Annotated in this window: 19 protein-coding genes; 12 read left to right on the top strand and 7 right to left on the bottom strand. The window is 68.3% G+C overall.

The window, feature by feature from the left end; genetic code table 11:
* Positions 1 to 2,841, top strand: coding sequence for a DUF4175 domain-containing protein (locus HLH29_RS00285; RefSeq protein WP_182964018.1), 2,841 nt, complete (start codon positions 1 to 3; stop codon positions 2,839 to 2,841).
* A 248-nt stretch (positions 2,842 to 3,089) separates the two neighbouring features.
* Here the strand turns inward: HLH29_RS00285 and HLH29_RS00280 are convergent, their stop codons facing one another.
* Positions 3,090 to 3,230, bottom strand: a complete 141-nt coding sequence (locus HLH29_RS00280) for a hypothetical protein (protein ID WP_182964017.1) — start codon at positions 3,228 to 3,230, stop codon at positions 3,090 to 3,092.
* Positions 3,231 to 3,238: 8 nt separating this feature from the next.
* Positions 3,239 to 4,669, bottom strand: a complete 1,431-nt coding sequence (gene argH, locus HLH29_RS00275; RefSeq protein WP_182964016.1) for an argininosuccinate lyase — start codon at positions 4,667 to 4,669, stop codon at positions 3,239 to 3,241.
* A 3-nt stretch (positions 4,670 to 4,672) separates the two neighbouring features.
* On the opposite strand from argH, the gene HLH29_RS00270 reads away from it, so the two are divergent.
* The 10 genes from HLH29_RS00270 (at position 4,673) to HLH29_RS00225 (ending at position 14,135) form a co-directional block, all read left to right on the top strand.
* A complete protein-coding gene (locus tag HLH29_RS00270) occupies positions 4,673 to 5,263 on the top strand; it encodes a TlpA family protein disulfide reductase (protein ID WP_182964015.1) in 591 nt (196 codons plus the stop codon).
* A 74-nt stretch (positions 5,264 to 5,337) separates the two neighbouring features.
* Positions 5,338 to 6,114, top strand: coding sequence for an N-formylglutamate amidohydrolase (locus HLH29_RS00265; protein WP_182964014.1), 777 nt, complete (start codon positions 5,338 to 5,340; stop codon positions 6,112 to 6,114).
* Positions 6,115 to 6,121: 7 nt separating this feature from the next.
* Complete coding sequence (locus tag HLH29_RS00260; protein WP_182964013.1) at positions 6,122 to 7,030, top strand: shikimate dehydrogenase; 909 nt, start codon at positions 6,122 to 6,124, stop codon at positions 7,028 to 7,030.
* A 2-nt stretch (positions 7,031 to 7,032) separates the two neighbouring features.
* Positions 7,033 to 7,659: a dephospho-CoA kinase gene (gene coaE, locus HLH29_RS00255; protein ID WP_182964012.1), complete on the top strand. Its 627-nt coding sequence runs from the start codon at positions 7,033 to 7,035 to the stop codon at positions 7,657 to 7,659.
* The gene (dnaQ, locus tag HLH29_RS00250) at positions 7,656 to 8,339 is read left to right on the top strand and encodes a DNA polymerase III subunit epsilon (RefSeq protein WP_182964011.1); all 684 of its coding nucleotides are present in this window, start codon (positions 7,656 to 7,658) and stop codon (positions 8,337 to 8,339) included. The genes coaE and dnaQ overlap by 4 nt, the downstream gene beginning before the upstream one ends.
* Before the next feature lie 108 nt (positions 8,340 to 8,447).
* The gene (locus tag HLH29_RS00245; protein ID WP_182964010.1) at positions 8,448 to 10,769 is read left to right on the top strand and encodes an adenylate/guanylate cyclase domain-containing protein; all 2,322 of its coding nucleotides are present in this window, start codon (positions 8,448 to 8,450) and stop codon (positions 10,767 to 10,769) included.
* A complete protein-coding gene (locus tag HLH29_RS00240) occupies positions 10,766 to 11,635 on the top strand; it encodes an MlaE family ABC transporter permease (RefSeq protein WP_182964009.1) in 870 nt (289 codons plus the stop codon). The genes HLH29_RS00245 and HLH29_RS00240 overlap by 4 nt, the downstream gene beginning before the upstream one ends.
* A gap of 3 nt (positions 11,636 to 11,638) precedes the next feature.
* Entirely contained in the window at positions 11,639 to 12,334 is a 696-nt protein-coding gene (locus HLH29_RS00235; RefSeq protein ID WP_182964008.1) for an ABC transporter ATP-binding protein, read from the top strand.
* Positions 12,334 to 13,290, top strand: a complete 957-nt coding sequence (locus tag HLH29_RS00230; RefSeq protein ID WP_182964007.1) for an MlaD family protein — start codon at positions 12,334 to 12,336, stop codon at positions 13,288 to 13,290. The genes HLH29_RS00235 and HLH29_RS00230 overlap by 1 nt, the downstream gene beginning before the upstream one ends.
* The gene (locus HLH29_RS00225) at positions 13,287 to 14,135 is read left to right on the top strand and encodes a hypothetical protein (RefSeq protein WP_246373521.1); all 849 of its coding nucleotides are present in this window, start codon (positions 13,287 to 13,289) and stop codon (positions 14,133 to 14,135) included. The genes HLH29_RS00230 and HLH29_RS00225 overlap by 4 nt, the downstream gene beginning before the upstream one ends.
* Positions 14,136 to 14,216: 81 nt before the next feature.
* Here HLH29_RS00225 and HLH29_RS00220 read toward each other — a convergent pair whose 3' ends face one another.
* Genes HLH29_RS00220 through queE form a run of 4 tightly spaced genes read right to left on the bottom strand, consistent with a single transcriptional unit; the run spans position 14,217 to position 17,600 of the window.
* Positions 14,217 to 15,713, bottom strand: coding sequence for a SulP family inorganic anion transporter (locus HLH29_RS00220; RefSeq protein WP_408871925.1), 1,497 nt, complete (start codon positions 15,711 to 15,713; stop codon positions 14,217 to 14,219).
* A complete protein-coding gene (locus tag HLH29_RS00215; protein ID WP_182964006.1) occupies positions 15,706 to 16,233 on the bottom strand; it encodes a 6-pyruvoyl trahydropterin synthase family protein in 528 nt (175 codons plus the stop codon). Before HLH29_RS00215 ends, HLH29_RS00220 begins: the two co-directional genes overlap by 8 nt.
* Entirely contained in the window at positions 16,226 to 16,963 is a 738-nt protein-coding gene (queC, locus tag HLH29_RS00210) for a 7-cyano-7-deazaguanine synthase QueC (protein ID WP_182964005.1), read from the bottom strand. Before queC ends, HLH29_RS00215 begins: the two co-directional genes overlap by 8 nt.
* A 1-nt stretch (position 16,964) precedes the next feature.
* Positions 16,965 to 17,600, bottom strand: a complete 636-nt coding sequence (gene queE, locus HLH29_RS00205) for a 7-carboxy-7-deazaguanine synthase (RefSeq protein ID WP_182964004.1) — start codon at positions 17,598 to 17,600, stop codon at positions 16,965 to 16,967.
* Positions 17,601 to 17,787: 187 nt separating this feature from the next.
* Between queE and HLH29_RS00200 the strand changes: the two genes are divergently transcribed.
* On the top strand, positions 17,788 to 18,276 hold the full coding sequence (locus HLH29_RS00200) for an OsmC family protein (RefSeq protein WP_182964003.1): 489 nt from the start codon (positions 17,788 to 17,790) through the stop codon (positions 18,274 to 18,276).
* Positions 18,277 to 18,295: 19 nt separating this feature from the next.
* Here the strand turns inward: HLH29_RS00200 and bioB are convergent, their stop codons facing one another.
* Positions 18,296 to 19,306 (bottom strand): biotin synthase BioB, encoded by a 1,011-nt coding sequence (gene bioB / locus HLH29_RS00195; protein WP_182964002.1) that lies wholly within the window; start codon positions 19,304 to 19,306, stop codon positions 18,296 to 18,298.
* Positions 19,307 to 19,675: the final 369 nt, after the last annotated feature.

The raw sequence follows: 19,675 nt of genomic DNA, 5'->3' as shown, positions 1-19,675 counted from the left end.
ATGGCAGGCGGGTCCACATCCCTGCGGGGCGACGGGGGGCCGGCGGCTTCCATCGTGCCATTTGCGGTCCGTCTGGCGGCGGCGCGGCATCGGGCGCGGCTCGTCCTGTGGATCGAGGCGATCCGGCCTGTCCTGCTGCCGGTGCTGGGGGTGTTGGTTGCCTATGTGATCGCGGGCCTGCTGGGGGTGCCGCAGGCTCTGTCCGATCTGTCGCGCGGGGCGATTCTGGTCATGCTGGCCGGTGCCTGTGTGGGGTGGATCGTCTGGCGGGGGCGGCGGGTGACGGGCCCGACGCCGGACGACATCGACCGGCGGATCGAGCGTGCGTCCGGCCTTGCCCATCGTCCGCTGCAGACGCTGGCCGACCATCCGGCGGTTGGCGGGGCGGAGCAGGCGGGATTGTGGGCTGCGCATCTGTGGCGCACGGGGCTGGCCATCGGGCGGCTGCGCGCCGGGTGGCCGCGCCTGTGGGCAGGGGCGCATGATCCGTGGCGTCTGGGTATCGTTCTTCCGGTCGCGCTGCTGGCGGCGTTGGGCTGGGCTGGGCCGGAGGTGCCGGGACGGCTGGCGGCTGCCTTCTGGCCGGGGCTGGACGATCCGGGTGCGGCGCGGCCGCATATTCAGGCCTGGATCACGCCGCCGGCCTATGCGCCCGGCGCGCCGGTATTTCTGGATGAGCGCACCGGTCGGGCGACGGTGCCGCAGGGATCGGTGCTGAGTGTCAGCGTGACGGATCTGCGGGGGCGGCCGAACTTGCGTGTGGCCGCGATGGCGTCGGGGCCGGCGGTGGCGGATGACCGGTTCCGTGCGCTGGGGCCGGGAAGCTGGTCGGCGGAGGTCAGGCTGCTGGGCAGCGCGACGCTGGCCCTGCGCGGGCGGGGGCGGACCTTCAGCGACTGGACTGTCACGGTTCTGCCCGATGCGGCGCCGACGATTGCGTGGGGTGCGCGGCCCGGCGCCCCGCCGGGCGAATGGCGCACGCGGCTGCCTTATGCCGCGAAGCAGGCCTATGGCATCGCATCGTTGCACGCCGAGCTGCGGTTGGCGCAACAGGGCAAGGGAGCTGCGGCCACGCGGGTATTGAGCGTGCCGATCCCGCTTGATGGCCAGCCGCGTGATGCGACCGGCGTTGCCACCCCCGATCTGTCGGCCGATCCGTGGGCCGGCGAGGAGGTTGTGGGCCGGCTGGTGGCGACCAGCACCAGCGGGCAGCTGGGTACGAGCCCGGAGGCGCGGTTCCGTCTCGGCGTGCGCAAGTTCACGAGCCCGGTGGCAAAGGCGGTGCTGGACATCAGGCGCCGGCTGGCGCTGGGGCGGGAGGAACCGGCCGATGGTGCCGCCGATCTGGCGGCGCTGGGCGAGATGCCTGATCCGTTCCAGGCCGATGAGGGCATGTTGCTGAACCTGGCATCGGCCGCCGACATGCTGGAAAGCACCGATGTGGAGCCGCAGGCGGCGCTTGATCAGGTAGTGGCGCGGCTTTGGTATCTGGCGCTGGAGATCGAGGATATCCGGCATGGCGGGCGGGCCGGTGCGCAGGCGGCGCTGGATGTGCGCGCGGCGCAGGATGCCGTGACCGCGCAGTTGAACCGCATGCGGGCACTGGGCGCGCAGGGCCAGTCGCCCGCCGAGCAGAGTGAATTGCAGCGGCGGATGGAGGCGTTGCGTCAGGCGATTTCCCGCCGGATGCAGGCGCTGGCCCAGCAGGCGCTGCAATCGCATACCGCCATCCCGGATCTGCCCGGGATGACCCAGGATGGGGACCGGGCGCTGTCGAAGATGATGCAGCAGATGCAGGATGCGGCGAAGAACGGCCGGTCTGCCGATGCGATGCAGATGATGCAGCGTATGGAAGACATGCTGGAACATATGCGCACGGCCTCGCCGCAGGATCTGGCGAATCTGGCCGCCCAGATGATGGCGCGCCAGCGGGCCGCCGAGCAGCAGGAGGCGTTGCGGGACCTGATTGGCCGCCAGTCCGGGTTGCTGGATCACAGCCAGGCACGCCTGGACCGCGAGCAGCGCGCCCGCGAGAAGGCCGAAGCCGAGCGGCGCGCGCGGCAGGAGGAAGAGGCGCCGGATTCGGATGGTGATCTGGCGACGATGCCGGCGGCCGAATTGATGCGGCGCCTTGGCCTGCGGCCGTTGCCGGGCATGCAGGACGAGCAGTCGGGGCATGGCGGCCAGCCGGGTGGTCCGCCCCCGCCGGAGGGGAGCGCTTCAGAGGAGGGGGCGAATGGCCCGTCGTCGGCTGGTCCGGAACAGCATGGCGGGGACGCACCGGGTGACGAGACGGCGCGACGGGACGACCGGGCCGTGCAGCACGCGCTGGGGCGGGCGCTGGACGAGCTGGGGCGTGAATTCAAGGGGCTGACGGGGAAGGATGCGCCGTCCGGTTTCGCCGATGCGGGGCAGTCGATCAAGAACGCGCGCACGGCCCTGGCCGGTGGCGACGATGCGGCGGCCGCAGCGGCACAGCGCAAGGCTCTGGCCGATCTGCAGAAGGGCGACCAGCAGATGCGTCAGGCCATGAAGGGATCGGGCGGCGGTGGGATGGCCAGCTTCCTGCCGGGCTTCTCGAACGGTTCGGGTGGCGGCAAGCCGGGCGAGGGCGACGAATCCGGGGAGAGCGCGCAGGAAGACCAGAAGGGTGATCGCGATCCGCTGGGCCGGCGGACGGGTGAGGGCAAGGAAGGCATGGATGCCGACACCCATGTGCCCGACGCCGTATCGCGCGAGCGGGCCCGCGAGATCGAGCAGGAACTACGCCGCCGCGATTCCGACCGCACCCGCCCGCGCGAGGAACTGGAATATCTGGACCGCCTGCTGAAACCGTTCTGAAACGCCGCTCAAGCCTTACGGCGGCGAATCGAAGCGGAGCGGCCCCAAGCCGCGAACGCCAGATCGCCCCCATGTGGGCGCGCAGTTTGTGGTCGGAAACGTGGGCTGGTGAGCGAGAGTGCCGCGCAAGCGGCACGGCCGGCGTGTGTCCGCGAGCACCGGAGCGGAGCGGCCTTGATGGCCGTGAGCACCGGCGCAACAGCGGACGCGCGCCGGATCGCCACCAGCGCGCGTTTACGGCCACAAACTCAGTCGGGCATGGGGTAGGTGCGGGGATACGTCAAATGCGAGGCCGGGCCGGGTGCAGAGGGCGAGCCCTTCTTGCCACAGGCCGTGAGGCCCGTCAGCAGCAGGGCGAGGCCCAGCATGGTGCCGACGGGACGTACCATGCGCCGGATCATGGCGTATCGCCTAAGGCGGCCAGCCAGCGTTCGGCCTGGGCGCGGACATTATCGGGAGCGGTGCCGCCCTCGCTGGTGCGCGAGGCGAGCGAGGCCTCGACGGTGAGGACCGAGAAAATGTCCTGCGTGATGCCGGGCTCTTCGGCCTGCATGTCGGCCAGGGAGAGGTCCGAGAGGTCCACGCCGCGGCTTTCGGCCAGTGCCACCAGGCGGCCAGTGACGTGGTGGGCAGTGCGGAAGGGGAGCTTGAGCACTCGCACCAGCCAGTCCGCGAGGTCGGTGGCGGTGGAGAAGCCGGAGCCGGCATAGGCGCGCATGCGCTCGGTATTGGGCTTGAGGTCGCGGATCATGCCGTCGCAGGCGGCCAGCGACAGGGCGGCGGCGTCGGTGGCGGCGAAGACGGGTTCCTTGTCTTCCTGCATGTCCTTGGCGTAGGCCAGCGGCAGGCCCTTCATCACCGTCAGCAGCCCGACCAGCGCGCCCGTGATGCGGCCGATCTTGGCGCGCACCAGTTCCGCCGCGTCGGGGTTGCGCTTCTGCGGCATGATCGACGAGCCGGTGGTGAAGGCGTCGGACAGGCGGATGAAGGCGAACGGCGCCGAGCACCAGATCACGATTTCCTCGGACAGGCGTGACAGGTGCATGGCCATGATCGACAGGGCCGAGAGATATTCCAGTGCGAAATCGCGGTCCGACACGGCATCGAGCGAGTTGGCGGTCGGCCGGTCGAAGCCCAGAGCGCCTGCCGTCATACGCCGGTCGATCGGGAAGGAGGTGCCGGCCAGGGCGGCGGAGCCCAGCGGGCATTCGTTCAGGCGGCAGCGGGTGTCGGCCAGGCGGCCGCGATCACGGGCCAGCATCTCCACATAAGCCATCAGATGATGGCCGAAGGTGACCGGCTGGGCGGTCTGCAGATGGGTGAAGCCGGGCATGGGGTCGGCCGCGTGCTCGCGGGCGCGGCGGGAGAGTGCGCGCATGAGGGAGGCGATCTGTTCGTCCAGCCCGTCGATGGCGTCACGGACCCAGAGGCGGAAATCGGTGGCCACCTGGTCGTTGCGCGAGCGGGCGGTGTGCAGGCGCTTGCCGGCCTCGCCGATCCGGTCGGACAGGCGGGCTTCGATATTCATGTGGATGTCTTCCAGCCGGGGGCTGAAATCGAACTGGCCGGCTGCGATCTCCTCGCCGATTCCAGTCAGGCCGCGACGGATTTCGGCCTCGTCCTCAGCACGGATGATACCGGTCCTGGCCAGCATTGCGGCGTGGGCCAGCGAGCCTGCGATATCCTGCCGCCACAGGGCCTTGTCGAAGCCGATCGAGGCGTTGATGTCCTGCATGATGGCCGAGGGACCACCCGCGAACCGACCACCCCACTGGACATTCGCCCGTGCGGAGTCATTGTCGGTCGCATGTTCTTCGTTCACAGACATCCCATGCCCCAGATCCTGTCGAAAACCGTCGGTCGGCGAGCGTTACTCGCGGATGGCGGCACCCTACTGGCCGCATGGCTCGGGTGCAATTCCATCCTTGCGCCGCCGGCGCGGGCGGAAGGGCCGGAGCCTGTCGACCTGCCGCCGCATCGGACGACCGCGCCGCGCGCGCTGCCGGACCTGACCTTTCTGGATGAAGCCGGAGCCACGCGGCATCTGGCCGACTGGCATGGCCGGATCGTGGTCCTGAATCTGTGGGCCACCTGGTGCCAGCCCTGCGTCGCGGAGATGCCGGCGCTGGCCGCGCTGGCGCGGCAGGTGGCGCCGGAGGGGGATATCGCGGTGCTGCCGGTCTCGATCGATCATGGGGGGGCGGAGACTGTGCGGCGATTCTATCGCGTGCGTGGTATCGCCGACCTGCCGGTGCTGTGTGATCCGCACATGCAGATTCCGCCCGCGCTGCGGGAGGACGGGGTGCCGGTGACGCTGGTGATCGACCGGGTGGGGCGTGAGGTTCTGCGCATTGTCGGGCCCGTGCGCTGGGACCCGGCATCGGCGCCGGCGCGCCTGCGTGGGCTGGCGGCCGGCGGGTGAGGCGACGCCTTTCGTGATGACGGGGCGCGGGGTAGAACCGGCCGGGGCTGGATGAGCAGGTGAGGGACGAGACGATGCGACAGGACGAACCGCTGCTGGGCGCGGACGATCCGCAGCCGATGCGGGTGCATGGCCGGACGGGCCAGTCGCCCTTCGTTCTGGTCAGCGATCATGCCGGGCGCGCGGTGCCGGTCCGGCTGGGCGATCTGGGTGTGCCGGCGGCTGAATGGGACCGGCATATCGCCTGGGATATCGGCATGGCCGGGATGGGGCGCCTGCTGGCCGAGCGGTTGGAGACGATCCTGATCGAGCAGGCCTATTCGCGCCTGGTGATCGACTGCAATCGCGCGCCGGGGCACCCGAGCTCGATCGTGCGGATCAGCGACGGGACGCCGGTGCCGGGCAATGCGGAGCTGGATGCGGCGGCGGTGACGGAGCGGGTTGAGCGGATTTTCCGGCCCTATCATGAGCGGATCACCGAGGAACTGGATTCACGGCAGGAAGCGGGGCAGCCGACGGTGCTGGTGTCGCTGCACAGTTTCACGCCCGAGATGGATGGCATCGCGCGGCCCTGGCATGCGGGCATCCTGCATAATCATGGACCGCGTTTCGGCCTGATCCTGAAGGATCTGCTGGAGCTGGAGCCCGGTCTGGTGGTCGGCGACAACGAGCCCTATGCGCTGACCGATACCAGCGACCATACGGTGCCGTTCCATGCCGAGGCGCGTGGCCTGCCGCACGTGGAACTGGAGATCCGGCAGGATCTGGTGGCCGATGCGGCGGGACAGCGGGAATGGGCTGACCGGCTGGCGCGGCTGCTGCCGCTGGCCTGGGCGCGATACACAGCGTGAGTGCGGTATGAGTGACGTGACGGATGCTTCTTCTTCGGCGCGGGTTGAGCCCGGTCGGCTGACGATTCGCGGGACGACCGGGCTGGCCGGGGTGATCGGCTGGCCGGTGGCCCATTCGCGCTCGCCGCTGCTGCATAATTTCTGGCTGGCCCGGTATGGCATCGATGGTGCCTATGTGCCGCTGCCGGTGCGGCCGGGTGCGTTCGAGGTTGCGGTGCATGGTCTGCGTGCCGCCGGGTTCCGGGGGGCGAACGTGACCATTCCGCACAAGGAGGCGGCGTTTGCGATCGCCGACCGGCTGCATCGCTCGGCCGTGCGTTCCGGGTCGGTCAATACGCTGGTCTTTGCGCAGGATGGGACGATCGAAGCCCATTCGACCGATGGCGACGGATTCGTTGCCAGCCTGGAGGCGAAGGGCGTGGATGTGACGCGCGGGCCGGTGCTGCTGCTGGGGGCCGGGGGGGCCGCTCGGGCGGTTGCCGCCAGCCTGCTGGATCGTGGCGTGGCGGTCTCGGTCGCCAACCGTACGACCGCTCGGGCGGTGGCGCTGGCCGAGGCGCTGTCGGCGGAGGGGCCGGCGCCGATTTCGGTGATCGACTGGGCGGGCTGGACGGACCATCTGCCGGATCACGCGCTGCTGGTGAACACCACGTCGCTGGGCATGCATGGCGGGCCGGGTGATGTGTTTACGCCAGACCTGACGCGTGCGCCGGATGACATGGTGGTGTCGGACATTGTTTATGTGCCGCGCATGACGCCGCTGCTGACGGCCGCGGTGGCGCGGGGGCTGCGGGTTGTGGACGGTACCGGCATGCTGCTGCATCAGGCGCGGCTGGGTTTCAAATGCTGGTTCGGTGTCGATCCGGAGGTCGATGCCGATATCCAGGCACTGTTCGACGCCGACCTCGCGCGGTGACGATGCGTATCCTTGGCCTGACCGGCGGGATCGGGATGGGCAAGTCGACGGTGGCGCGGATGCTGCGGCGGGCCGGCTTTCCGGTGTTCGATGCCGATGCGGCGGTTCATGCGTTGCAGGCGCCGGGCGGCAGGGCGCTGCCGGCGATCGGGCGGCTGGTGCCCGGATCGGTGCGGGATGGGGTGCTGGATCGCGCGGTGCTGCGGCGCGCAGCCGTCGCCGATCGGGCGGTCCTGAAGGGCCTGGAGCGCATCATTCATCCCATGGTGCGGCAGGAGCGCGACCGTTTTCTGGCGCGGGCGCGGCGGGCGGGCCATTCCTGGGTGGTGCTGGATGTGCCGTTGCTGTTCGAAACCGGGGGCGACCGGTTGTGCGACCGGGTGGCCGTGGTTTCGGCGCCGCCGGAGGTGCAGGCCTATCGGGTGGCCAGGCGGCGGGGCATGGCGCGGGCCGAAGTGGCGGCGGTGATTGCGCGCCAGATGCCCGATCGGGAGAAGCGGCGCCGGGCGGACGATGTGATCCGCACCGGCCTGTCGCGGAATGATACCATGCGCCGGGTGCGGCGGCTGGTCGCGCGGTTGCGCGCGGAAGATGGAATGCGGTTGCGCGCGGAAGGAAAAACGCCATGAAGCGATCGATCCTGTTCGATACCGAAACCACCGGTCTGGACCCGAAGAAAGGGGACCGGGTGATCGAGATCGCTGCCCTGGAACTGATCGACGATCTTCCGACCGGGGAGCATTTCCGGGTGCTGATCCATCCGGAGCGGGACATTCCGGAGGAGGCGACGAAGGTTCACGGCTTTACGCTGGCGGATCTGGAAGGCAAGCCGCGGTTTCATGAAATCGCAGACGAATTCCTGACTTTTATCGGCCCGGACGAGATGATCGCGCATAATGCGCGCTTCGATTTCGGCTTCCTGAACGCGGAGCTGGAGCGTGCCGGCCGGCCGGTGCTGTCGCTGGACCGGATGGTCGATACGCTGGATATCGCGCGCGAACGCTATCCCGGCCTGCCCAACAGCCTGGACGCGCTGTGCCGGCGTTTCTCGATCGATCTGTCGGCGCGCACCACGCATAACGCGCTGCTCGATTGCCGCCTGCTGGCCGAGGTCTATCTGGAACTGATGGGTGGCCGGCAGCGCGGGTTGGGCCTGATGGTCGAGGATGGTGGGGGAGGCGGCCCGGCCGCGTACAGCTACGAGCGCGTGACCGGTCGCACGCCCCGGCCGATCGTGCCGTCACCTGAGGAACTGGCGGCGCACAGCCGTTTTTTGGAAAAGCTCAAGGAGCCGATCTGGTTCGCGTGACCGTGGATGGCAGACACGCATCTGGCGGGTTGGTTTTTGTGTTGACGGTACCCTATCCTTGTGAGGCAGCCGTTGTGCGCTCTGGGCCAACAGACCGGGAAAAGATCATTGAACGCTGACGAAATCGTGGACCCCGCCGATGCCCGTTCGGACCAGGTCAGGCGGTTTCTGCTGCATGTCGGCGTTCCCATCTTCGGCGTCGTGCTGGTGGTTGCGGTCATCGGCGGGATTGGCCTGCATTCGTACCGGTCGATCCGATCCGGGGCGCTGGCGCTGACCCATGACCTGCTGGTCAGCGAGCAGAATTATATCGCGCAGGAAGTGGGCGATTATCTGGGCCCGGCCACGGCGGGGACGGTGATCGCGCGCGACATGCTGGAGCATGGGTCGCAGACGGCGATCATCAAGATCTTCAATTCCTATGGCGGCAGCATGCTGCGGCACGTGGCGCAGGTTCATTCCTTCTATCTGGCCGATTCCGAGGGACATTTCGACCTGATCGAGCGCGACCCCAAGGGCAAGGGGCTGGAGACGACGCAACTGACCGGCGAGGAGGCGGGGGCGCAGTTCGTCCATCAGTTCTACGACGAGAAGGGCGGAGTGTTGCGCAACGAGAGCAATCCGACCGGTGATTACGACCCGCGGACCCGCGACTGGTTCAGGGGGGCGACCGAATCCGGCAAGCTGTACTGGTCGACGCCCTATCTGATCACCCAGACGGGCCAGATGATCATTACGGCCTCGATCGCCTATCAGGGGCAGGATGGCCGCCGGTTCGTCTTTGCCGTCAACCTGTCGATGAACGAGCTGACGAATTTTCTGGATTCCCTGCAGATCGGCAAGAGCGGCCATGCGCTGATCCTCGACCAGGACGGGCATCTTCTGGCCGGCCGGCACATGCTGGACGTGGCGAAGAAGGCGAACTGGGACCCGGCGAAGATGGTGCTCGACCCCCGGACCTACCCGGTGCTGGCGCAGGCGTTCGATGTCTATCGTGTGCAGGGCTATGGTCCGCATTCGATCCGCAACCGCAAGCGCAATTTCGTCACCATGGCGGCGCCCCTGCCGTCGACGGCGAAGAAATGGGTGTTGATCCTGGTTGCGCCGGAAAGCGATTTTGCGAATTTCGCGATGGTGGACGGCCGGCAGAACTTGATGTTCTCGCTGCTGATCGTCGCCCTTGCGGTTGTGCTGGGGGCGTTGCTGTTCCGCCAGGGGCGGCGGACCGATCGTGTGTCGGCGGAGCTGGAGGGACTGCGCGCGGTCTCGGGGCGTGAGAGCCAGATGCTCCGCACGGTGGCCAGCTATCCGGCGTTGTTCGACCCGACCGACGAGGCGCTGATCCTGACGCGCGGTCTGGCGGAGATGGCGTCGGCCCGGCGGGCATCGGTGTGGCGCCTGATGCATGACGGGGCCACGCTGCTGTGCGTCGATTCCTATGATTCGCGCCATGATGCTCATTCGGGCGGTTTCGAACTGTCGCGCAACGATCTTCAGGCCTTCTTTGATCTGGTGGCGCATGGCGATGCGATCACGGTGCCCGATGCAGGGTCCGATGAGCGGACGGTCAGTTTTCATCGGCTGTTCATGCGGACCTTCGGCAGCCGCAGCCTGTTCCTGGCGCCGATCCTGGGGGCGTCGGGGCCGGTTGGGATGATCATGCTGGAGGATGCGCCGCGTGCCGGGCTGGTGTCGCATTTCGTGGCCATGATCGCGGGCGTCGTGGCGGCACGTTTCTCCGCCCAGCACTACAGTGCCGTGGCGGCAGCAGCCGAAGAACTGGCCGGGCCGCCGGCCGAGGAAGCCGAGCATTCGCTGGGCGACGGATTCCTGATCCCGCCGGGCAGCACCCAGCATGATGGGCAGGGTGGCGTGGTGGAAGGGCTGTTTCCGGCCGTGGCGGTGATGGTGATTACCTTTGCCGACATCATCACCTCCTCGCGGGCCGATCCGGCGCGGATCATCGCGCTGGTCGAGGCGCTGGCGGTGCAGCTTCAGACCGTGGCGCGGGATTATGGCCTGTATTCGATCAAGATGCTGGGGCACCGGCTGGTCTGCGTGGCGGGCTGTTCGCATACCCCTGACCCGGGTGCGGCCGAACGGATGGCGAATGCGGCGCTGGTGATGCGCGAGGCGTCGCTGTCGATCCTGTCGCGCGCGGATCTGGACCCGGTCTTTCGCATGGGGATCGATGTCGGACCGGTTTTCGGCGGCCTGCTGGGTGAGGACCCGAAGGTTTTCAACCTGTGGGGCGATGCCATCGGCATGGCCGAGATGATGGCCCAGGGCGCACCCGATGTCGGCACCATCCAGGTGTCGGAGGAGGTCTATCAGATCCTGCGCGGGCGGTTCCTGTTCCGTGAACGGGGGCGTTTCTTCGTGCCGCATGCGGGCATGACGCGCACATACGTGCTGGCGGGGCGGCGATGACGGCCGCGCCGGTACCATCCGACGCGCCGGGGGACAGCCCGCCGGACAGTCGGCCGGGTTGGCTGATGTCGATCCTGGAGCGCGTTCGTCCGGTGCTGGCGCGGGTCGGCCGTCTGACGCGCCATCAGGTGCGGTTCGTGCTGGCGCTGGTGGGCGCGGCCTGGGGGGTGGTGCGCGAGAGCGTGCGCCCCAATTCCTGGCGGCGGACCGTGCGCGAGGAATTCCGCCAGTGCCTGCGCCAGGTGGTAGGCGGCGGGCTGTTGAGCACGATGGTCACCGCCACGCTGGCGGGTCTGATGGTGGTGTCGCAGGCGGTCTACTGGCTTGGTTTTGCCGGCATGGCGCAGATGACCGGCTCGATCCTGGTGTCGGTGCTGGTGCGCGAGATCTCGCCGGTGCTGGTCGGAATCATCCTGCTGGGGCGCAGCGGGATGCTGGTCCTGACGGAGATCGGCATCCTGACGCTGGGGGGGCAGATCCGTGCGTTGCAGGCGCAGGGCATGGACCCGTTCCTGCTGCTGGTCCTGCCGCGTACCTTCGCGTTCATGGTCGGCGGCTTTACGCTGGGTATCCTGTTCGCCACCATATCGCTGCTGATGGGCTTCATCATTACCCACTCGGCGGGTGTGATCACGACCTCGGTGTGGACGTTCTTCGCCAATGTGCTGATGGCGATGTCGTCGTGGGATTTCCTGGTCATTCCGCTGAAATTCATCCTGGTCGGCTTCTTCGTCGGGTTGGGGGCCTGCATGACCGGGCTGCTGGTGGATGCGGACGACACGATCGCGACGCTGATGCCGCGCGGGTTCGCGCGGGGGATCATGACGGTGCTGGTCGTCAATATCCTGTTCAGCATGGGGGGCTGAGCCATGGCGCAAGATGGACCGATCCTGGACATTCGCGCCGCACAGCCTTCATTCGACGAAAGCGGCATGGCCCCGGTGCCGGTCGACCTGCGGCTGATGCCCGGCGATTGCGCCGTCATCGAATGCCGGGATTTCGCGCGGGCTACGTTGTTTGCCGACCTGTGCAGCGGCATGATCGCCCTGGCATCGGGCAGCGTGCGGTTCATGGGGCTGGACTGGATGGAACTGGGGGACCGGCAGCTTTATGCCCTGCGTGGACGAATCGGGCGGATCACCCGGCGCGGGTCATGGCTGGACCTGTTCGGCACGCACCAGAACATCATCCTCCAGCAACTGCATCATACCACCCGTCCGACCGGCGATGTGGTGGCGGATGCGATGAAGCTGGGCATGGTTTTCGGCTTTCCGGGCCTGCCCGTGACCGGCCCGGGGCGCCTGTCCGTGTCCGATCTGGCGCGGGCGGCCTGTGTGCGGGCTTTTCTGGGCCGGCCTGACCTGCTGGTGCTGGAAGACATTTCCGACATGTTGCCGCCGGATGCGTCGGTGGCGTTTCTGGAGGCGATCACGGCGGCCCGTGACCGGGGGGCTGCCGTGATGTGGTTCGTGCGCCATGCCGCGACCTGGGCCGATTACCGGCCGGCGGTGAATGTTCATCTGCGCCTTCTCGATGAAGGCCTTTTCCCGGTGCGGGGGGGCTGATGGCCAAGGATCAAGTGAAGGGCCTGACACGGCAACTGGTGCGCGTGCGGTATGCCGACGAATGGGTCGGGCTGCTGGTGCTGCTGGCGCTGCTGATCTGTTCGGCCGCCGTGATCGAGGCGGGCATCCTGCATAACTGGCTGACACCGGCCGGCCGGTTGCAGATCGTCCTGCCCGATGGCGGCGTCAGCGGCCTGTCGCCGGGCGACGATGTGGAGGTAGTGGGCATTCGCGCCGGCACGATCCGGCGCATCCGCATCAACCCGACGGGCGGTATGTATGCGATTGCGGATATCGATCCGGATATCGAGCCTTTCATCCGCCGCGACAGTACCGCCACCATCCGGCGGCGGTTCGTGGTGGCCGGGGCGAACTATATCGACATCACGCGTGGCACCGGGCAGCCGATGGACTGGCATTATGCGGTGCTGACAGCGCACCCCGCACCCAATCCGGCCGACATGGTTACCCAGACCTTTGCCGATATCCGCGCGCGCGTCCTGCCGGTGCTGGACAGTGCGCAGCACATGATGTCGATGCTGGATGCCACGATCACCGACCTGCATGCCGGCAAGGGTACTGCCGGGCAACTGATGACCAACGACAAGCTGGTGCGCGAGGCCGAGACGCTGGTCGCATCCCTGAACGATGCCGTCACCCGGTTGACGCCGATCGAGCGGCAATTGTCGGGGGTCATGACGAAGGCCGATGCCAGCATGGCCAATGTCCGTGCCATGTCCGCCGACCTGCGCAAGGCGAGCCCGAGCATGCCCGCGATCACCCGCAACCTGCAGGAGACATCGGCCGAACTGCCGGTGTTGCTGACGCAGGCGCAGACGACTGCCGCCAGCCTGCAGAAGCTGACGGACCAACTGCGCGGCCTGTGGCTGTTGGGTGGCGGCGGGGCGAAGGCGCCGCCCTCGAACCGCCTGCCGGCCGGGAGGATCGCGCCATGATGGGTGGATGCGGGCGGGCTGCCCTGCTGCTGGCGCTGGCCATGCCGGTGCTGGCCGGGTGCGGAGGCGGCAAGGCGGCGCCGGCCGGCGATGCGGTGTTGGATCAGGCGATGGATGTGGGGCATCAGTCGGCCGGGCTGGAGCGGCTGACGGTCGCGGAAGCGCAGTACCGGCTGGCGGGCACGCGCGCGCTGGCGCGGGACGATGCCGGGGCAATCGGCGATGCGGGGTATAATCTGGCGGTGGTGCAACTGGCGCAGGGTCGCCCGGCTGATGCGCTGTCCACCATTGCGGCCACGCGTGCTGCATTGGCGGTGCGGGGGCGTCAGGGGGCTGATGCCGGGCTGGACCTGACGCAGGCGGCCGCCCTGCATCGCCTGTCGCGGGATGACGAGGCGGCGCCGCTGGCCGCCGGTGCGACGGCGAGCCCCGATCCGGCGATTGCCGAACAGGCCAGCCTGTTGACCGGATTGATCGCGGACGCGAGGGGCGACAGGGCGACGCTGGCGCAGGCGGTGGCGCATCTGGCGCATCCGCACCCCGTGCCGGCCAAATGGCAGGCGGACGAGGATGAATTGCAGGCCCGGCTGAGGCTGGCCCAGGACCCGGTAGTGGCGCGGGAACTGGCTGTTCATGCTGCCGATCTGCGGCGCCAGCTTGTGGATTATCGCGGCATGGCGCGGGCGCTGACCCTGGCCGCCCGCGCGGCGGGGCAGGCAGGTGATTCCGGTGGGGCTGCGGCTCTGTCGCTTCAGGCCGCGCAGAGCCAGCACGCGCAATCGGCCAGCGCGCCGGTTGTCGCCGGGGCGCCGGACCCGTTTGCGGAGCCGGCGCCGCCGATCTGAGGCGTGTGGTGCCTCACGGAACCGGGCTGGAAATGTGGGCTGGTGAGCGGGTGCGGCCAGCCCGCATTCACAGCCTACTTCTCAGGTCTGGGGCGCGACGCTGAGATCTGAATGGCGATCGATCAATGTGGCGCTGGCGCTGTTGAGGCCCAGAAGTTCGACGGTCAGGCCATGGCTTTCCATGCGTGCGACGATGTCGCGCAGGGTGCCGACGGCCGTGATGTCCCAGAAATGGGCGTGGCGCAGGTCGATGCGGATGTGGCGGGCGGTGTCGCGCGTGTCGAACCTCTCAGCGAACAGGTCGGCCGAGGCGAAGAAGATCTGGCCCGTCACGCTGTAGGTGCGGGTGTCGCTGGCGGCGTCGTAGCGCGTTTCGACCGTGACCAGACGTGAGACGCTGGCGGCGAAAAACAGGCCGCTGAGCAGCACGCCCACCAGCACGCCCGCCGCCAGATTGTGAGTTGCCACCACCACCGCCACGGTTGCCAGCATGACCAGGCTGGCCCCGCGCGGGTGGGTGCGCAGGTCGCGCAGCGACGACCAGGAGAAGGTGCTGGCTGAGACCATGATCATGATCGCCACCAGGGCGGCGACCGGCACCCGGGCCACCCACGGCCGCAGCGCCACCATCAGCAGCAGCAGGAACGCCCCGGCGACGAAGGTCGAGAGCCGCCCGCGCCCGCCATAGCGCAGATTGCCCACCGTCTGGCCGATCATGCCGCAGCCGGCGATGCCGCCGAACAGGCCGACGGCGACATTGGCCAGCCCGAGCCCGACGCATTCGGTGCGCTTGCTGCTGTGGGTTTCGGTCATGTCGTCCACCACGCTGGCGGTCATCATCGATTCCAGCAGGCCGACCATCGCCATGGCGGCGGCAAAGGGCAGGATGGTTTCCAGCGTGGACAGGGACAGTGGCACAAGCGGCCAGACCAGATGCGGCAGGCTGTCGGGCAGGCGGCCCAGATCGGCCACCGTATGCAGGGGCATCGGCCAGATCGTGGCGACGGTCGTGAGTGCCAGGATGCAGATCAGGGGCGAGGGGATGGCGCTGAAGAGCCTTGGCACGCCGTAGATGATGGCCAGGCCCAGCGCGATCATGGCGTAGGTGTGCCATGTCACATGGAGCATGTGCGGCAGTTGCGCCGAGAAGATCAGGATGGCCAGCGCGTTGACGAAGCCGGTGCGGACCGGGCGGGAAACGTAGCGCATCAGCAGGTGCAGCCGCGCCGCGCCGGCCAGCATCTGCAACAGACCGGCCAGCAGGGTGGCGGCCAGCAGATATTGCACGCCGTGCGCGTGCACCAGCGCCGCCGCCACCAGCGCGACCGAGCCGGCGGCGCCGGAGATCATGGCCGGGCGGCCGCCGGCGATGGCGATGACGACGCTGATGACGAACGATGCGTAAAGCCCGACCTCCGGGTCGACCCCGGCGGCGAAGGAGAAGGCGATGACTTCGGGGATCAGGGCGAAGGTGCCGACCATGCCGGCCAGGATTTCGCGCACCGGATTGGCCAGCCATTCGGCGCGGTAGCGGGCGAAACCGGTGAGGGGTGATGCGGCCATCGGTGCTTCAGACATCGGCAATACTGTCGTCGGCGCGCCGCCACCAGCAGTTGGTCGCGGGGCGCGGGGTTGGGAGCGCCTCCAGCGGGTCGCCCTCGTAGCGGACGGTGTTGGTCGGGGTTTCCTGCAAGGTGATCTCCGCGCAGCGCAGCAGGCCGCCATCGTCGTCCAGCAGCGCGTTCAGCTTGGCCATCATCAGGCAGGCCATCAGTTCGGTGGTCGGGTCGCCGGGGGTGACGACGATGCGGCGGGCACGTTCGGGCTCGTGCGCGCGGAACCAGGCCAGCAGCGGGTCGTCCTCGGCCAGTTGCAGGGCATGGTCCAGCCGTTCGTCCACGAAGCGGTGCCAGCGCGACTTGGCGCGCTGGAAGGACACGACCATGTTGCCGGACCCGTCCAGCGGGCGGGGCGCGGTGGGGCGCAGGCGCACGGTGACGAATTCGTTGTGGCCGTGCGGCAGGGCGCAGCTTTCGCTGGCGCCGTGGATCAGCCGGTGGCCCATCGAGAAGCGGCGGGTGAAGACCAGATCAAGCATCGGCGCGACCCGCCATGTAGCGCTCCCACCCGGCGCGGCGCAGGTCGCAGGCGGGGCAGGTGCCGCAGCCATGGCCCCATGGGTGCATCGTCTCGCGCGTGCCCAGATAGCAGCTATGGCTTTCGCGGTTGATCAGCGCGACCAGATCGGGGCCGCCCAGGCTTTCGGCCAGGCGCCAGGTATCGGCCTTGTCGATCCACATCAGCGGCGTATGCAGGACCAGCCGGCTGGCCATGCCGAGATTCAGCGCCACCTGCATGGCCTTGATCGTGTCGTCGCGGCAGTCGGGGTAGCCGGAATAATCGGTCTCGCACATGCCGCCGATGATGTGGCGTGCGCCGCGGCGGGCGGCCAGGGCGGCGGCGAAGGTCAGGAAGATGAGGTTGCGGCCGGGCACGAAGGTGCTGGGCAGGCCGTTCTCGTTCATCGTGATGGCGGCGTCGCGGGTCAGCGCGGTGTCGGAGACCGCGCCCAGCGCGTCGAGCGCCAGCGTATGGTCCTCGCCCAGCCGGGCCGCCCAGGCGGGATCGTGCGCGGCCATGCCCGCGCGCAGCGTGTCGCGGCATTCCAGTTCCACCGCGTGGCGCTGGCCGTAGGCGAAGCCCAGTGTTTCGACCCGGCCGAAGCGCGACAGCGCCCAGGCCAGGCAGGTCGCGGAATCCTGGCCGCCGGAGAACAGCACGATCGCGCTTTCCTGTTTCGGGTCGGCGGGGGTCAGCGTTGCGGCCATATCAGGGAATCCCGATCAGCTTGTGGGTCTGCAGGGACAGGCGCCAGCGTGGGTGGGTGCGGCAATAGGCGACGGCCTGCTGGGTATTGCGGGCCTGGTCGGGGCCGTCCATCGGCTGGAGCCAGAATTGCTGGAAGTCCAGATCGGCCACCGCTTCGGGCAGCAGGCCGGGCTGGGGGTAGACCAGTTTCAGTTCGTGGCCGCTGCGTTGGACCAGCGCGGCACCTTCCTTGGGGCTGACACAGATCCAGTCGATGCCCTCGGGGGCGGCCAGGGTGCCGTTGGTCTCGATGGCGATTTCGAAGCCGCGTGCGTGTACCGCCGCGATCAGCTTTGCATCGAGTTGGAGCAGCGGCTCGCCGCCCGTGAAGACGACGAAGGCGTGGTCGCGGTCCGGTGCGGCCCAGATCGCTGCGATGGCGTCGGCCAGGGAGGCGGCGTCGGCGAAACGGCCGCCGCCTTCGCCGTCGGTGCCGACGAAATCGGTGTCGCAGAAACGACAGGTCGCGCCCGCGCGATCGGCCTCCCGCCCCGACCAGAGATTGCATCCGGCGAAACGGCAGAACACGGCGGCGCGGCCGGCATACGCGCCCTCACCCTGGAGGGTCGCGAACATCTCCTTGATCATATAGGCCATGGGGGTGATTTCGGACAGGCGGTGCCCGGACGCAAGCGTTAAATCATGGTACCGCGCTGGTCGTGCGATGTGCGCAGGGGGTGGCAGGTGGTTCGTCCTGCGTCGGGCCGGAATGGCTGCGTGTGACGACAGGGGGTGCATGATAGGGATGCGGACGGTTTTCGAGGGGCATGAAGGGACACGTCATATGGCGGACAAGACGCATCGCTACGCGGTCACGGTGCGCTGGACCGGCAATACCGGTGCTGGAACGCAGAATTATCGTGGATATGAACGTGCCCACGACATCGTCGCGGAGGGCAAGCCTGTCATTGCGGGATCGTCCGATCCTGCTTTTCGGGGCGATGCCGGCCGGTGGAATCCGGAGGAGTTGCTGGTCGCGTCGCTGTCCGCCTGCCACAAGCTGTGGTTTCTGGGCCTATGCGCGCAGGCCGGTATCGTGGTGACGGCGTATGAAGACGATGCCGAAGGCTGCATGGTCGAAGAGGCGGACGGGGGCGGGCAATTCACCTCCGTCACGTTGCACCCTCGGGTGACGGTTTCGGCCGGGTCGGATGTGGAGCAGGCCAGGGCGCTGCATGAGAAGGCCCATGGCCTGTGCTTTATCGCCCGATCCGTGAATTTTCCGGTGCGCAATGCGCCCGTGATCGTCAGGGAGCCGCCGGTCGATCGGTGATCGCCGGCGGCCCGGCCTGTCAGGCCTGGACGAGGCTGGTGTGCATGCCCAGGCGGGCCAGCAGCCGGGCATCGCGGCTGGCTTCGGGGTTGGGGGTGGTCAGCAGCTTTTCGCCGTAGAAGATCGAGTTGGCGCCGGCCAGGAAGCACAGGGTCTGGGCTTCGTCCGTCATGTCCTCGCGCCCGGCGGCCAGGCGGACGCGGCTGGCGGGCATGGCGATGCGGGCGGCGGCGATGATGCGCACGAAATCGATCGGGTCGACCGCCTCCGCCTCGGCCAGCGGGGTGCCGGCCACGCGCACCAGCAGGTTGATCGGCACGCTCTCGGGGTGTTTGGGCAGGCTGGCCAGGCTGGCGATCAGGCCGGCGCGGTCGCTTTCGTCCTCGCCCATGCCGACGATGCCGCCGCAGCAGACATTGATCCCGGCGTCACGGACATTGGACAGCGTGTCCAGCCGGTCCTGATAGGTGCGGGTGGAGATGATGTTGCCGTAATGCTCGGGCGAGGTGTCGAGATTATGGTTGTAGTAGTCCAGCCCGGCATCGCGCAGGCGCTGGGCCTGACGGGCGTCGAGCATGCCCAGGGTGACGCAGCTTTCCAGGCCCAGGGCCTTCACGCCCTCGACCATGGCGCAGACAGTCTCGAGATCATGATCCTTGGGCGAGCGCCAGGCGGCGCCCATGCAGAAACGCGCGGCCCCGGCATCGCGCGCGGCGCGGGCTTCCTTCAGCACGGCTTCCACCGCCATCAGGCGGCTGGCCTTGACGCCGCCATCCTCGTGCATCGCGCTCTGCGGGCAATAGGCGCAATCTTCCGGGCAGCCGCCGGTCTTGATCGAGAGCAGGGTGGAGATCTGCACCTCCGTGGGGTCGAAGCGGGCGCGATGCACGCTCTGGGCCCGGAACAGCAGTTCGGGGAAGGGCAGGGCGATCAGCGCCGCGATTTCGTCGCGCGTCCAGTCGGTGCGGACCGGCGGAAGGGACGGATCGGCGAAAGCGGGCGATGCGGCCGGCATGAGACCATCGGGCATCGGGCGGGTTCCTGGACTGTTGGCGATAGGAGGCTGTTTCAAAAGCCCCGCTGGTGAGCGGGCGGTGGTTTTCAGGCATCGAAGCGGAGCGGCCTTGATGGCCGCGCGCCCCGAAGCGCAGGAAATCGCCGTCAGGCCGCCGCCAGCGGGGCTTTTGAAACAGCCTCGAAGGGACAACGCTGTGCCACAGAAGCGGGGGGTATGTCACCCATGTCGGTTTGTCGGGGCTTGTTTCGATCGTCCAGGGGGGGGCAGGCAGGGTTTTGCGGCATGAAATTGTTGATCGTTGAATGAATGGGGCGGCCCTTGGCCATGCCCCGTTTTCCTGGGCTAACGAATAGAAAGCTCGCTCCGGCGGTGCTAGGGTGG

The sequence above is a fragment of the Gluconacetobacter tumulicola genome (assembly GCF_014174215.1).
GTDB lineage: Bacteria > Pseudomonadota > Alphaproteobacteria > Acetobacterales > Acetobacteraceae > Gluconacetobacter > Gluconacetobacter tumulicola.
Note: the sequence above shows the minus strand (reverse complement) of the source record. Positions and strands in the feature narration are given on the sequence as shown.

Bases quoted from the DNA above. Each gene is read 5' to 3' on its own strand.
- HLH29_RS00270 (WP_182964015.1), top strand. From the start codon at position 4,673: ATGCCCCAGATCCTGTCGAAAACCGTCGGTCGGCGAGCGTTACTCGCG.
- HLH29_RS00225 (WP_246373521.1), top strand. From the start codon at position 13,287: ATGATGGGTGGATGCGGGCGGGCTGCCCTGCTGCTGGCGCTGGCCATG.
- queE (WP_182964004.1), bottom strand. From the start codon at position 17,600: ATGGCCTATATGATCAAGGAGATGTTCGCGACCCTCCAGGGTGAGGGC.
- HLH29_RS00235 (WP_182964008.1), top strand. From the start codon at position 11,639: ATGGCGCAAGATGGACCGATCCTGGACATTCGCGCCGCACAGCCTTCA.
- HLH29_RS00240 (WP_182964009.1), top strand. From the start codon at position 10,766: ATGACGGCCGCGCCGGTACCATCCGACGCGCCGGGGGACAGCCCGCCG.
- HLH29_RS00285 (WP_182964018.1), top strand. From the start codon at position 1: ATGGCAGGCGGGTCCACATCCCTGCGGGGCGACGGGGGGCCGGCGGCT.
- dnaQ (WP_182964011.1), top strand. From the start codon at position 7,656: ATGAAGCGATCGATCCTGTTCGATACCGAAACCACCGGTCTGGACCCG.
- HLH29_RS00220 (WP_408871925.1), bottom strand. From the start codon at position 15,713: ATGTCTGAAGCACCGATGGCCGCATCACCCCTCACCGGTTTCGCCCGC.
- argH (WP_182964016.1), bottom strand. From the start codon at position 4,669: ATGTCTGTGAACGAAGAACATGCGACCGACAATGACTCCGCACGGGCG.
- HLH29_RS00280 (WP_182964017.1), bottom strand. From the start codon at position 3,230: ATGGTACGTCCCGTCGGCACCATGCTGGGCCTCGCCCTGCTGCTGACG.
- HLH29_RS00265 (WP_182964014.1), top strand. From the start codon at position 5,338: ATGCGACAGGACGAACCGCTGCTGGGCGCGGACGATCCGCAGCCGATG.
- HLH29_RS00215 (WP_182964006.1), bottom strand. From the start codon at position 16,233: ATGCTTGATCTGGTCTTCACCCGCCGCTTCTCGATGGGCCACCGGCTG.
- queC (WP_182964005.1), bottom strand. From the start codon at position 16,963: ATGGCCGCAACGCTGACCCCCGCCGACCCGAAACAGGAAAGCGCGATC.
- HLH29_RS00260 (WP_182964013.1), top strand. From the start codon at position 6,122: ATGAGTGACGTGACGGATGCTTCTTCTTCGGCGCGGGTTGAGCCCGGT.
- coaE (WP_182964012.1), top strand. From the start codon at position 7,033: ATGCGTATCCTTGGCCTGACCGGCGGGATCGGGATGGGCAAGTCGACG.
- HLH29_RS00230 (WP_182964007.1), top strand. From the start codon at position 12,334: ATGGCCAAGGATCAAGTGAAGGGCCTGACACGGCAACTGGTGCGCGTG.
- bioB (WP_182964002.1), bottom strand. From the start codon at position 19,306: ATGCCCGATGGTCTCATGCCGGCCGCATCGCCCGCTTTCGCCGATCCG.
- HLH29_RS00200 (WP_182964003.1), top strand. From the start codon at position 17,788: ATGGCGGACAAGACGCATCGCTACGCGGTCACGGTGCGCTGGACCGGC.